The 13,415-nt window shown below is 62.1% G+C and carries 11 protein-coding genes, 1 tRNA gene and 1 other RNA gene; 12 read left to right on the forward strand and 1 reads right to left on the reverse strand.

Going from position 1 to position 13,415, the window contains the following annotated elements:
• The first annotated feature begins 23 nt into the window (after nucleotides 1-23).
• From K7R21_RS15385 to K7R21_RS15420, 8 genes are all read left to right on the forward strand, one after another.
• Nucleotides 24-362, forward strand: coding sequence for a hypothetical protein (locus tag K7R21_RS15385; RefSeq protein ID WP_224984165.1), 339 nt, complete (start codon nucleotides 24-26; stop codon nucleotides 360-362).
• 123 nt (nucleotides 363-485) lie between these two features.
• Nucleotides 486-576, forward strand: a tRNA-Ser gene (locus tag K7R21_RS15390).
• Between the two features lie 33 nt (nucleotides 577-609).
• Nucleotides 610-708, forward strand: an RNA gene (gene ffs, locus K7R21_RS15395) — signal recognition particle sRNA small type.
• A 78-nt stretch (nucleotides 709-786) separates the two neighbouring features.
• Entirely contained in the window at nucleotides 787-2,541 is a 1,755-nt protein-coding gene (gene dnaX, locus K7R21_RS15400) for a DNA polymerase III subunit gamma/tau (RefSeq protein ID WP_224984166.1), read from the forward strand.
• 48 nt (nucleotides 2,542-2,589) lie between these two features.
• On the forward strand, nucleotides 2,590-2,904 hold the full coding sequence (locus K7R21_RS15405; protein ID WP_199387401.1) for a YbaB/EbfC family nucleoid-associated protein: 315 nt from the start codon (nucleotides 2,590-2,592) through the stop codon (nucleotides 2,902-2,904).
• Nucleotides 2,905-3,044: 140 nt separating this feature from the next.
• Complete coding sequence (gene recR, locus K7R21_RS15410; protein WP_224984167.1) at nucleotides 3,045-3,638, forward strand: recombination mediator RecR; 594 nt, start codon at nucleotides 3,045-3,047, stop codon at nucleotides 3,636-3,638.
• Nucleotides 3,639-3,715: 77 nt separating this feature from the next.
• A complete protein-coding gene (gene nifJ / locus K7R21_RS15415) occupies nucleotides 3,716-7,267 on the forward strand; it encodes a pyruvate:ferredoxin (flavodoxin) oxidoreductase (RefSeq protein ID WP_224984168.1) in 3,552 nt (1,183 codons plus the stop codon).
• A 109-nt stretch (nucleotides 7,268-7,376) separates the two neighbouring features.
• Nucleotides 7,377-7,577, forward strand: coding sequence for a cold-shock protein (locus tag K7R21_RS15420; RefSeq protein ID WP_224984169.1), 201 nt, complete (start codon nucleotides 7,377-7,379; stop codon nucleotides 7,575-7,577).
• Nucleotides 7,578-7,657: 80 nt separating this feature from the next.
• On the opposite strand, the gene K7R21_RS15425 is transcribed toward K7R21_RS15420, so the two are convergent.
• On the reverse strand, nucleotides 7,658-8,329 hold the full coding sequence (locus K7R21_RS15425; protein ID WP_224984170.1) for a pentapeptide repeat-containing protein: 672 nt from the start codon (nucleotides 8,327-8,329) through the stop codon (nucleotides 7,658-7,660).
• A 212-nt stretch (nucleotides 8,330-8,541) separates the two neighbouring features.
• On the opposite strand from K7R21_RS15425, the gene uvrA reads away from it, so the two are divergent.
• The 4 genes from uvrA (at nucleotide 8,542) to K7R21_RS15445 (ending at nucleotide 13,355) form a co-directional block, all read left to right on the forward strand.
• The gene (uvrA, locus tag K7R21_RS15430) at nucleotides 8,542-11,379 is read left to right on the forward strand and encodes an excinuclease ABC subunit UvrA (RefSeq protein ID WP_224984171.1); all 2,838 of its coding nucleotides are present in this window, start codon (nucleotides 8,542-8,544) and stop codon (nucleotides 11,377-11,379) included.
• A gap of 19 nt (nucleotides 11,380-11,398) precedes the next feature.
• Nucleotides 11,399-11,563 (forward strand): hypothetical protein, encoded by a 165-nt coding sequence (locus tag K7R21_RS15435; protein ID WP_224984172.1) that lies wholly within the window; start codon nucleotides 11,399-11,401, stop codon nucleotides 11,561-11,563.
• A gap of 75 nt (nucleotides 11,564-11,638) precedes the next feature.
• Nucleotides 11,639-12,208 carry a hypothetical protein gene (locus K7R21_RS15440; RefSeq protein WP_224984173.1) on the forward strand — a complete coding sequence of 190 codons (570 nt, stop codon included), beginning with the start codon at nucleotides 11,639-11,641 and terminating at the stop codon, nucleotides 12,206-12,208.
• A 160-nt stretch (nucleotides 12,209-12,368) separates the two neighbouring features.
• Nucleotides 12,369-13,355 carry a serine/threonine protein kinase gene (locus K7R21_RS15445; protein WP_224984174.1) on the forward strand — a complete coding sequence of 329 codons (987 nt, stop codon included), beginning with the start codon at nucleotides 12,369-12,371 and terminating at the stop codon, nucleotides 13,353-13,355.
• Nucleotides 13,356-13,415: the final 60 nt, after the last annotated feature.

Genomic DNA, 13,415 nt, shown 5'->3' on the forward strand with positions numbered 1-13,415 from the left:
GCAGCTTAATTAAAGGTGAGCTTATGAAACAAGAAGATGTCCTCCACTCCGACGTGATCAATTACTTCACCACGGAGTTTGCTGCACTAGAGGAACGCCTCAAATCGGGCCGGCTGGAAGACTACCGCGAACGCGTGCTGGTTAGCCGCAAGATCTCCGAGGCCGTGCACCTGCTCTCCCCCTACGTTCGCAGCGACCCCCGCGCCAGGCACCTGGTGAAGAACGCCGAGGCGCTCAGGAAAGAGCTCCTCTCGGTGCGCTCCATCATCGCCAAGCAGCTCCTGCAAAAAGACAAGCAGTCCCTCCTGCAGGCCATCCTCATGCGTAAAAAAGGGCGCCGGCCCGATGAGCTGGCCGGTTGACCGCAGCGCACTGGTGCCGGGTCCGGCCCACCGTTGCTGCTTAGGTGGCCGGCATTTTACGTCCCCCTGAAGAATTCGCTTTACAATTAATCCGGCGTGTATTATATATCTGCTCCTTGTTGTGGAGAGATGTCCGAGTGGTTGAAGGAGCACGCCTGGAAAGCGTGTGTACGTTAATAGCGTACCGAGGGTTCGAATCCCTCTCTCTCCGCCATACTTATATTTACCCTTTGCGGATAGACCTGATAGCTGGGTCCCGCGCAACGGAAGGTTATGAACCCCGTCAGGTCCGGAAGGAAGCAGCGGCAGTAACCGCCCCCGTGTGCCGCGGGGTAGCCCAGCTATCAGCTCTTTCCGCAACCCCCCGCCCGCCCCACGCCCCGCACGAACAATGAACCACGTGAAGCCATAGAGGTACGCCGCCTTGTCCTATCTTGTTCTTGCTAGAAAATGGCGCCCCCAGACCTTCAGCGACTTGGTCGGCCAGGAGCACGTCAGCCAGACCCTCAAAAACGCCATTGACGGCGGCAGGGTAGCGCACGCCTTTCTCTTCACCGGCGCCCGCGGCGTAGGCAAGACCAGTTCCGCGCGCATCCTCGCCAAGGCCCTAAACTGCGAGAGCGGCCTGACCGTCGAGCCCTGCAATACCTGTTCTACCTGTCTGGAGATCACCGACGGCAACTCGGTGGACGTCTTCGAGATCGACGGTGCCTCCAATACCGGTGTCGACGACATCCGCGAACTGCGGGACAACATCAAGTACCTCCCCTCGCGCTCGCGCTACAAGATCTTCATCATCGACGAAGTGCACATGCTCACCACCAACGCCTTCAACGCGCTGTTGAAGACGCTGGAGGAGCCGCCGCCGCACGTCAAGTTCATCTTCGCCACCACCGAACCGCACAAGGTCCCCATCACCATCCTGTCGCGGTGCCAGCGCTTCGACTTCAAGAGGATCGCACTGCCGCGCATCGTCTCCAGGCTGCGCTACATCGTGGACCAGGAAGGGGTGCAGGTCTCGGACGAGGCTCTCTCGGTCGTGGCTCGCAAGGGCGACGGCAGTATGCGCGACTCTCTTTCCACGCTTGACCAGGTGCTCGCCTTCTGCGGCAACAACGTCTCCGACACCGACGTCGCCGCCCTCTTGGGCGTGGTGGATCGGCGCCTGATCATGGACGGCTGCAAAGCCGTGCTACAGGCGAACGTCAAGGGGGCGCTGGAGATCGTGGCCCAGGTGGATTCCTTCGGTTACAGCATGCGCCAGTTCTGCCAGGAGCTGATCAACCAGTTCCGCAGCATCGCCATCCTCAAGGCGGTGGGGGAGCCGGGCGACCTGTTGGAGCTCTCCGACGCTGAACTCGCCGACCTGACCGCGCTGGGCGCCCAGGCCTCGGTGCAGGACCTGCAGCGCCACCTGGCCATCCTGCTCAAGGCCGAGGCCGAGATGGCGCACGCTGGTTTCCCGCGCCTGATCCTGGAGATGGCGCTGATCAGGATGGCGAGCCTCGCTCCCGCCATCCCGGTGCAGGAACTGCTGGCGCGCCTGGACGCCATGGAAAAGGGCGGGCCGCTGCCGCCGCGCGGCGAGGTCCCGCGCCAGTCCGCCCCCGCGCCGCGTCCGGCACAGCCGCAGGCGCCACCCCAGCCGCACGCCGCACCCGCCCGTCCCGCAGCGGCTCCCGTTGCGTCCGCGCCGGTCGCGGCTGCTCCGCCGCCCCCCGCAGCGGCGCCGCAGGCGGCACCGTCCGCCTTCGCCTCCGGTGGCGACCTCTGGGGAGGCTTCGTGCAGGCGGTCAAAGCGAAGAAGCCGATGCTCGGTGGCGCGCTGGAAGAGGTCTACCCGGTCCGGGTGGCCCAAGGCGTGCTGGAGATTGGCTGCCTGCAGGGCTCTTTCCAGCTGACCCGGCTGCAGGACCCCGAGCAGATCAATGAACTGAAGGGCCTGGCCCAGGGGCATTTCGGCGTCCCCACTCAGGTCAAGGTGGTCGCGCTGAGCGCGCCTCCCACCGACGCCGCCCCGACCCTGTCGGAAAAAAAAAGCCTTGAGGACGCCGAGCGAAAAGCCCACCTGAGGCGCGAAGCGGAGGAGCACCCGCTGGTGGCTGCGGCGGTGGAGATGTTCGACGGCGAAATCGCCGAGGTACAGGAACTTCCGCAGAAAGAAGTGGCAAAATCATAACAATGTTCCGCGGTACGCTGCGACAATAAAGGAAAATTGGAGGATACGATGTCTAAAGGTTTGGCGCAGATCATGAAGCAAGCGCAGATGATGCAGCAGAAGATGGGCAAGCTGCAGGAGCAGGCGGCGGAAAGGACCGCCGAGGTGACCAGCGGTGGCGGCGCGGTAACGGCGGTTGTCAATGGCAAGAACCAGGTGCTCTCGCTGGTCATAAAGAAGGAAGCCGTCGATCCGGAAGACGTGGAAATGTTGCAGGATCTGGTCATAACCGCTATCAACGAGGCCCTCAAGAAGGTGCACCAGGAGATGAGCGAGGAGATGAGTAAGATCACCGGTGGGTTGAGCATCCCCGGCCTTTTCTAGAGGGGCGCCGCCTTTCGCAGGACATGGATAAAAAGAGGGTGCATATCGTTTGGTGTGCGCCCTTTAATTATTCAATTCTACGATCAAAATTTTTTTGGTAAAAATAACCAGTAAAAACTTGTTTTATCCATGGTGGGAATATGCTACATTTTTCGGGCTCGCTGACCAGGCTGGTGGGAGAATTGAAGAAACTGCCTGGTGTCGGTGAAAAAAGTGCCTTGCGTCTTGCCTTTCATCTGCTTAAATATCCCGGTAATATTGAGGCCTTAGCAGAGAGCCTCATGCAGGTGAAGGAAAAGGTCCGTTTTTGCTCCCACTGTTTTGCCATCACCGAGGACGATCCCTGCTGGATCTGCTCGGGAGAGCGGGACGGGGCCACCCTTTGCGTGGTGGAGGAGCCGCAAGACCTGCTCGCCCTTGAGAGAAGCCGCGCTTTCCGCGGCCGCTACCACGTGCTGCAGGGGGCGCTGTCACCGTTAAACGGCGTTACACCCCGCGACCTGAGGATCGCCGAGCTGATGCAGCGGTTGGAGGGGGGCGAGGTGCGCGAGGTGCTGATCGCCACCAACTTCACGGTGGAAGGGGAGGCAACGGCACTCTACCTGACCAGGATGATCAAACCGCTCGGGATCAAGGTGACGCGTCTGGCGCACGGTATCCCCATCGGCAGCGACCTGGAATACGTGGATGCGGCGACCGTGCAGCGGGCGGTGGAGGGGCGTTCAGAGCTTTAAGCCTTTTCCGCGAGTGAGAACTAGAACGATCTTTTACCGTAAAGCTCAATTAGATTTTCAAACACAGGAGGAAATCAATGTCCCGCAGAATGGTAACAATCGACGGTAACACTGCTGCCGCACACGTGGCCCATGCCACCAACGAGGTGATCGCCATCTACCCGATCACCCCGTCCTCGGTCATGGGTGAGATTTCGGACGAGAAGAGCGCCCGCGGCGAGAAGAACATCTGGGGCACCGTCCCCTCCGTCTCCGAGCTGCAGTCCGAAGGTGGCGCCTCCGGCGCCGTTCACGGTGCACTCCAGGCCGGCGCCCTGACCACTACCTTCACCGCCAGCCAGGGCCTGCTTCTGATGATCCCGAACATGTTCAAGATCGCGGGCGAGCTCACCTCGACCGTGTTCCACATCTCGGCCCGCGCCATCTCTGCTGCGGCGCTGAATATCTTCGGCGACCACTCCGACGTCATGGCGGCCCGTTCTACCGGCTGGGGCATGATCTGTTCCAACAACGTGCAGGAAGTCATGGACTTCGCGCTGATCTCCCAGGCCGCGACCCTCAGGGCGCGCGTCCCCTTCATGCACTACTTCGATGGTTTCAGGACCTCCCACGAGGTGCAGAAGGTTGAGGAGCTCACCTTCGACGACATGCGCTTCATGATCAGCGACGAACTGGTGCAGGCGCACCGGACGCGCGCACTGACCCCGGACCGCCCGGTGCTGCGCGGTACCGCCCAGAACCCGGACGTCTACTTCCAGGGGCGCGAGACCGTCAACGCCTACTACCCGAAAGCGCTGCAGATCGTGCAGGAGGAGATGGACAAATTTGCCGGCCTCACCGGCCGCAAGTACTCCGTCGCCGAATACGTGGGCGCACCGGACGCCGAGCGCGTCGTCATCGTCATGGGTAGCGCCGCCGACACCGTCCAGGAGACCCTCGAGACCCTGAATGCCGCCGGCGAAAAGGTGGGCCTGGTCAAGGTGCGCCTGTTCAGGCCGTTCCCGGTCGACGCCGTCGCCGCATGCCTGCCGGCTTCCGTCAAAAAGATCGCCGTGCTCGACCGCACCAAGGAGCCGGGCTCCCTGGGCGAGCCGCTCTACCTCGACGTCAGGACCGCCATCGGCGAGGCAATGGCTGACGGCAAGACCTCCTTCAAGTCCTACCCGATCATCGTGGGCGGCCGCTTCGGCCTGGGCTCCAAGGAATTCACCCCGGGCATGGCCAAGGGCGTGTTCGACAATCTGAAAGCCGACAAGCCGAAGAACCACTTCGTGGTGGGCATCAAGGAAGACGTCACCAACTGCTCGCTGGACTTCGATCCCGCTTTCGTGAACCCCTCCGCTGGGACCTACTCCGCCATGTTCTTCGGCCTGGGCTCCGACGGCACCGTCGGCGCCAACAAGAACTCCATCAAGATCATTGGCGAGAACACCGACAACAACGTCCAGGCCTACTTCGTGTACGACTCCAAGAAGGCCGGCACCGTCACCGTTTCGCACCTGCGCTTCGGCAAGGGTGAGATCCGCTCCCCGTACCTGATCGACCAGGCCGACTTCGTGGCCTGCCACAACTTCTCTTTCCTCGAGAAGTACGACATGCTCTCCCGTGCCAAGGTGGGCGGCACCTTCCTGCTCTGCTCGCTGACCGACGACAAAGACGCCGTCTGGAACGCCATGCCGGTCGAGGTGCAGCAGCAGATCATCGACAAGAAGCTCAAGTTCTACGTGATCAACGCCATCGCCCTCGGTGAGAAGCTCGGCCTGGGCGCCAGGATCAACGTGATCATGCAGACCGCCTTCTTCAAGATTTCCAACATCATGCCGCTCGACGCCGCCATCGCCTCCATCAAGGACGCCATCAAGAAGTCCTACGGCAAGTCCGGTGAGAAGGTGGTCGAGATGAACAACAAGGCGGTGGACGCCGCTCTCGAAAACATCTTCGAGATCACCGTCCCGGCCACCGCGACCAGCAAGATCAAGAAGCCGGCTGTCGTGGGGGCCCACGCACCGCAGTTCGTGCAGGAAGTCACCGCGCAGCTGATCGCCGGCCGCGGCGACGACGTCCCGGTCTCCATGCTCCCGGCCGACGGCACCTTCCCGACCGCCACCTCGCAGTACGAGAAGCGCAACATCGCCGTTGATATCCCGGTATGGGACGAGCAGCTCTGCATCCAGTGCGGCATTTGCTCCTTCGTCTGCCCGCACGCCACTATCAGGATGAAGGTGTACGACGCCGACAAGCTGGCCGGCGCGCCGGAGACCTTCAAGTCCACCGACGCCCGCGGCAACGAGTTCAAGGGGATGAAGTGCACCATCCAGGTTGCCCCCGAGGACTGCACCGGCTGCGCTGCCTGCGTCGCCAACTGCCCGGCCAAGTCCAAGGAAGACCCCAAGCACAAGGCGATCAACATGAAGTTCCAGGCGCCGCTCAGGGCATCCGAGGCCGCCAACTACGACTTCTTCCTGAGCATTCCGGAGACCGACCCGAGCCTCCTCAAGCTCGACACCCTCAAGGGAAGCCAGCTGGTACGCCCACTCTTCGAGTATTCCGGCGCCTGCGCCGGCTGCGGCGAGACCCCGTACCTGAAGCTCATGTCCCAGCTCTTCGGTGACCGTGCCCTGATCGCAAATGCCACCGGCTGCACCTCGATCTACGGCGGCAACCTGCCGACCACCCCGTGGGCGAAAAACGCCGACGGACGCGGCCCTGCCTGGTCCAACTCCCTCTTCGAGGACAACGCCGAGTTCGGCTTCGGCATGAGGCTGGCGGTTGACAAGTTCAACCAGGCTGCCCTCGAGCTGATCGACACCCTCTCTCTCCCGGCCGACCTGGTCGCCGAGATCAAGGGCGCCGATCAGAAAACCCAGGCGGGCGTCGAGGCACAGCGTGCCCGCGTGGCCAAGCTGAAGGAAATCCTCGCAGCCTCCGGCGACGCCGCAGCGAAGAAGCTCCTCTCCATTGCCGACTACCTGGTCAAGAAGTCGGTCTGGATCGTGGGCGGCGACGGCTGGGCCTATGACATCGGCTACGGCGGCCTGGACCACGTCATCGCCTCCGGCAAGAACGTAAACCTCCTGGTGCTCGACACCGAGGTCTACTCCAACACCGGCGGCCAGGCCTCCAAGTCCACCCCGATGGGCGCGGTAGCACAGTTCGCCGCCGGCGGCAAGCCGCAGGCCAAGAAGGACCTGGCCATGATCGCCATGGCCTACGGCAACGTCTACGTCGCCAAGGTCTCCCTCTCCAACCCGGCCCAGGTGGTCAAGGCGTTCATGGAGGCCGAGGCGTTTGACGGCCCGTCCCTGATCCTCGCCTACAGCCACTGCATCGCCCATGGCATCGACATGGCAACCGCCGTCGAGACCCAGAAGCGTGCCGTTGCCTCCGGCCATTGGCCGCTGGTCCGTTACAACCCCGAACTGGCCGAGCAGGGCAAAAACCCGCTCATCCTGGACAGCAAGGACCCGAGCATCTCTCTCGAGGAGTACGCCTACGGCGAGAACCGCTACCGCGTACTGAAGAAGAACAACCCGGAAGCGGCCGCGACTCTCATGGCCCGCTCCGCCGAACTCACTGCCCGCCGCTTCGACCTGTACAAGCGGATGGCTGAAATGGACTTCGGCAAATAAAAAAATCTAACAAAGCGCTTGACAGGGACCAGACCCGTGCATAAAATCTTTACCTGTGCCGGGGATGGTCCCGCAATCACGTAAAAGAGTAGTAACAGGAGAAGTCGTAATGGCAAAAGGTGTGGTGAAGTGGTTCAATGACAGCAAGGGTTTTGGTTTCATCGAGCAGGAGAACGGCGAGGATGTATTCGTACACTTTTCCGCGATCCAGTCCGAGGGCTTCAAATCCCTGGCAGAGGGCGATTCCGTAACGTTTGACGTGCAGCAGGGTCCGAAAGGTCTCCAGGCCGCCAACGTGACCAGGGTTTAAAGTCATCCTTTAAACGACAGAAAGCCCCCGGGGGAAACCTCGGGGGCTTTTTTTGTGGTCGCTGGGGGGCGTGTGAATGATTATTCGATGCAGTTGCCCACCGAACCCGCCCGGCAGATGGTCTTGTCGGTCCACAGGGCGCCGTCCAACTTGGCGCCGGCGAGCCGGGTTCCCCTGAGGCGGGCCTGGTTCAGCGATGCACCGCGAAGGTTGGCGCCGGTGAGGTCGGCCAGCTCCAGATCGGTCTCGGAGAGGTCGGCGCGCTCCAGGTTGACCGATTTCATGTTGGCGCGGTTGAACTTTGCGCCGGTCAGATCGTAGCCAGTCAGGTTGAGCCCGCTGAGGTCGGCACCGGCAAAATCGCGGCTCCCCGCCAGCACCCCCTGGACCTCGGCCTGGGTCATGCGGCGCTCCAGCACCTTCGCCTTGACCGCCACGGCGCCCTTCCCCTTGCCGTTCCCTTTCCCAGCAACCTTGCCTCGCTTCGCTTTCTTCTTCAGTTTCGCAGTGCCGCTCTTTTTACCCGTTACCTTCTTGGAGACCTGCGCCGCCGGCTTGCCCGACTCGACCTCCTTGGCGAGCGCGGCGAGCTTGGCCTCGGCGGCCTTGAGCGTCTTGGCTTCGGCCGCGTCGTCCTTGGCGGAAGGCGCGGGAGCGGGCGCCGTGGGCTGGGCGTGGAGGGCTGCGTCGCCGGCAAAAAGCCAGGCGGCCAGGGTAAAGGGTGCGATATGGGCTGCAAGATGGCGGTTCATGGTCGCCTCCGTGAAATTTACTTTCCGGCCGGGCCGGAGCGAAGCTAATGTCCTTATCGGCAGCTTTCGTAAAACCTGAAGGGGGTTCGGCTTGCGGTACCGGCGTCATTCTCATTATACTGAGGCTGTCGGCTGCACAATGAACGGGGCATGTGCTATATTTTACTGCTGCGCGCCAGACTGGCGCTTGAAAGACACGAAACGGGAGCATCATGGCAACGGATAAGATCATCGTAAAAGGTGCCTGCGAGCACAACCTGAAATGCATCGACGTCGAGATCCCGAGGGACCAACTGGTTGTAATCACCGGCATCTCCGGGTCGGGGAAATCAACGCTGGCCTTCGACACCATCTACGCCGAGGGGCAAAGGCGTTACGTCGAGTCGCTCTCGGCTTACGCGCGCCAGTTCCTGGAGCAGATGGAGAAGCCGGACGTGGAGTCGATAGAGGGGCTTTCTCCCGCCATCTCAATCGAACAAAAGACTACCAGCAAGAACCCCCGCTCCACGGTGGGGACCGTCACCGAAATCTACGATTACCTGCGCCTGCTCTTCGCCCGGGTGGGCAAGCCGCATTGCTACAACTGCGGCCGCCTGATTACGTCGCAGACCGTGTCCCAGATGGTGGACCAGATCGCCGCACTCCCCCAGGGTGCGAAGCTCACCCTCCTGTCGCCCATCGTGCGGGGCAGAAAGGGAGAGTACAAAAAGGAGCTGGCACAGTTGAGAAAGGACGGCTTCGTGCGCGTGGTGATCGACGGCGAGACCCATGACCTGGGCGAGGAAATCACGCTCGACAAGAAGAAAAAGCACGACATCGATATCGTGGTGGACCGCCTGGTGGTGAAGCCGGGCTTCGAGAAGAGGCTCGCCGACTCGCTGGAAACGGCGCTCTCTCACGCCGAAGGGATCGTCAAGGTGGCCCTTTCCGAGGACGAGACCCGGGAGATCAAGGCCGAGACGCTGCTCTTCTCGGAATCCGCGGCCTGCATCGACTGCGGCATCTCCTACCCTGAAATGACCCCGCGCATGTTCTCCTTCAACAACCCCTACGGCGCCTGCCCGGACTGCACGGGCCTGGGCACCAGGATGTACCTCGACCCGGAACTGGTGGTGCCCGAACCCGAGCTCTCCCTGGCAGAGGGGGCCATCGCGCCGTGGCAGACCCGCTTCTCGGGGTGGTACCAGTTGACCCTGGAGGCGCTCGCCAAGGCCTACGGCTTCAGCATGAACACCCCGTTCAAGAGCCTGTCCAAGAAGGCGAAAGAGGTGATCCTGCACGGCTCAGGTGGGGAGGCGGTCGATTTCTGGTGGGTCGATGACGCCGGCAAGCGGCATACCTACCGCAAACCTTTCGAGGGGGTGCTCAACAACCTGGAGCGGCGCCACCGTGAGAGCGAGTCGGAGACGGTACGCGAGGAGCTGGAAAAGTACATGGACGTCATGCCCTGCCCCTCTTGCAACGGCGCACGGCTCAAGAAAGAGGCGCTCTATGTCCTGGTGGGGAACCAGAATATCCAGCAGGTGACCGCCCTCTCCATCAAGGACAGCCTGACCTTCTTCGAGTCGCTCACCCTAACCGAGAAGGAAGAGGATATCGCGCGCAGGATCCTCAAGGAGATCCGGGAACGCCTCAACTTCCTGGTCAACGTGGGGCTCGACTACCTCTCGCTGGACCGCTCCTCGGGGACGTTATCTGGCGGCGAAGGGCAGCGCATCAGGCTGGCGACCCAGATCGGTTCCTCCCTGGTCGGCGTGCTCTACATCCTGGACGAACCCTCCATCGGCCTGCACCAGCGCGACAACGGCCGGCTTCTGTCCACGCTTAGGCACCTGCGCGACATCGGTAACACGGTGCTGGTGGTCGAGCATGACGAGGAGACCATCACGGAGGCGGACTGGGTCATCGACATGGGCCCCGGGGCCGGCGTGCACGGCGGCGAGGTGGTGGCCGAGGGGACGCCCGCAGAGATCATGGCCAACCCGCACTCGCTGACGGGGCGCTACCTCTCCGGCGCGCTCACCATTGCCGTGCCCAAGAAGCGCCGTAAGGGGCACCGCTTCCTCAAAATCGAGGGGGCCAGCGAGAACAACCTGAAGAACGTCAGCGTCGATGTGCCGCTTGGGGTGATGACTTGTATCACCGGCGTATCTGGCTCGGGCAAGTCCTCGCTCATTATCGACACCCTCTACAAGACGCTGAACCAGCGCCTCTACAAGAGCCGCGAGAAGGCGGGGGCGGTGCGGGCCATCCACGGCATGGAGGTGCTGGACAAGGTGATCAACATCGACCAGTCCCCCATCGGGCGCACGCCGCGCTCCAACCCCGCAACCTACACCGGGCTCTTCACCGAGATCCGCGAGATCTTTGCGCAGCTCCCCGAGTCCAAGATGCGCGGCTACAAGCCGGGACGCTACTCCTTCAACGTCAAGGGGGGGCGCTGCGAGGCCTGCTCCGGGGACGGCATCATCAAGATCGAGATGCATTTTCTTCCCGACGTCTACGTGCAGTGCGAGGTCTGCAAGGGGGCGCGCTACAACCGCGAGACCCTGGAGGTGAAGTTCAAGGGGCGCTCTATTGCCGAGGTGCTGGACATGACCGTGTCCCAGGCCCTGGTCTTTTTGGAGCACATCCCGCGCACGAGGGCGAAGCTGCAGACCCTGGAGGAGGTGGGCCTTGGCTACATCAAGCTGGGGCAGTCCGCGACGACACTTTCAGGCGGAGAGGCGCAGCGCGTGAAGCTGGCCAAGGAACTCTCCAAGCGGGCCACCGGACGCACCATCTACATCCTAGACGAGCCGACCACGGGACTTCATTTCGCTGACATCGCCAAGCTTTTGGAGGTGCTGCACAAGCTGGTGGACGCCGGCAACACCATCGTGGTGATCGAGCACAACCTGGACGTCATCAAAACGGCGGACTGGATCATCGATCTTGGGCCGGAGGGGGGCGACCGCGGCGGAGAAATCATCGCAGTCGGGACGCCGGAGCAGGTGGCGCGGGTGGCGCGCTCCTACACGGGACAGTATCTGAACAAGATGCTGTTGTAGCGCACGGGAGACAAGGGCCATGTCGGGTAAGGGAAAGTGCTGTCACGACGATGGCGGGCAGACGGGGTGCGTGGCCTGCCGCCGGGAGGCTATCTTCCGCTACTGGTGCGAGGTATGCCAGCGGTCGGTCCCTGAGAAGCGCTGTCCCTACTGCGGGTTGAAGGCGCAGAAAAAGAAAGATTGAAGGACGGGACTTGCTGCCGAACTGCGCTATAATCTGCTCGTTGTGGTCCGGGGGGCGTAGAAAAAGGAATGTCCCATGTGCTCGAATTCAATCCATAAAATAATCCTGTTGCTGCTTCTGGTGACGCAATTCGGCTGCGCCAACCTGCTGCCGCGCGGCAAGGCGATCACGGAATCCCCGTGGGAGGAGTATGAGGCGGCCAAGGCATCCTATGACAACATCATCATCGGGAAGACGACGGTAGAGGACCTGCAGAAACTCGGCTTTGACATCAAGTCCTCCCCGAACATCAAGATCCTCAACTACCTCGACATCGCCGCCATGCTGCAGGGGATGCCCTCCAAGGATCTCGACCCGGGGCTGCAGGCCTGCCTGCGGGCGCGCTCCGACTGCCGCGCCTACGTCTTCGAGCCCAAAAGAAGTTACACCAAGCGGGTCGGCAACTTCTGGCTCGATATCTTCAATTTCAAACGCAAAACCCACGAGACGGGGTGGCGCTTCAAGGCCCTGGTGGTTTTTGTGAACCATCACGTCGCCTACAAGCTCTCCAGTGGCGAGCCCAAGATCGACCAGATGAACGACCAAGTCAACCCGCTGGGACCGTTCCAGGCGCCGGCAGATATGTTTACCAAGGTTCTCTTCTAGATAGTGAGCCAGGGCGGTTCCCTTGGCCTGTTGCGCTGTTGCGCAGCAGGCCTTTTTTTGTCGCAAAGGAAAGGGGCGTTGGCCTGTCACGCCCCTTGGTTCCAGGGACAATTGATGCTATTGTGCAGGAGCAAACATAACGCCGGAGAGGATCCACCTTATGCACGATGCTCAGCATCCGTTCCATACCCTGACCCCCAACTTCATCATGGACGCCGTGGAGAGCCAGGGGTACCGCTGTGACTGCCGCACCTCGGCCTTGAACAGCTACGAGAACCGCGTCTACCAGGTGGGCATAGAGGAAGAGAAGCCGCTCATCGCCAAGTTCTACCGTCCCGGACGCTGGAGCGATGAACAGATCGTGGAGGAGCACCGCTTTTGCCTGGAACTGGCCGAGCACGAGCTCTCCGTGGTGCCGCCAATCGTCAACCCTTCCGGGGTGTCGCTTTTCCACTACCACGGTTTCCGCTTCGCACTCTACCCGCGCCAGGGGGGACACGCCCCCGAATTCGACAACGACGAGAACCTCCTTATCCTGGGGCGCATGCTGGGGCGCATCCACAACATCGGTGCGGTACGCCCCTTCGAGCACCGCCCCGCCCTGGACAGCCGCGAGTTCGGTCACGACAGTGTCGCCCTGATCCGCGAGCGCTTCATCCCGCAGGAGTACCGGGAGAGTTACCAGGCGGTCACTGGTCAGCTCCTACAGGTGGTGGACGAGGCCTTCGCCTCGGTGCCGCAGGTGCGCTACATCCGCGCGCACGGCGACTGCCATGCTGGGAACATCCTCTGGCGCGACGACGCCCCCCACTTCGTCGACTTCGACGACGCGCGCATGGCCCCTGCGGTGCAGGACCTCTGGATGATGCTTTCGGGCGACCGCCCGCGCCAGCTGGCCCAACTCGCCCAGTTGATCAAGGGGTACGAGGAGTTCTGCGACTTTGACCCCGCGGAGCTGCGCCTGGTGGAGGCGTTGCGCTCGCTGCGCATGCTGCATTACAGCGCGTGGCTCGCACGCCGCTGGGACGATCCCGCCTTTCCCACCGCATTTCCCTGGTTCAACACCGTCCGCTACTGGGGTGAGCACATCCTGCAATTGCGCGAGCAGCTCGCGGCGCTCGAAGAGCCGCCACTGGTATTGCTGTAGCGAGCCACGACGAAAATGAAAAGAGGCGGCCGGATATCCGGCCGCCTCTTTTCATTTCGC

It is taken from the genome of Geomonas agri (assembly GCF_020179605.1).
Taxonomy (GTDB): Bacteria; Desulfobacterota; Desulfuromonadia; order Geobacterales; family Geobacteraceae; genus Geomonas; species Geomonas agri.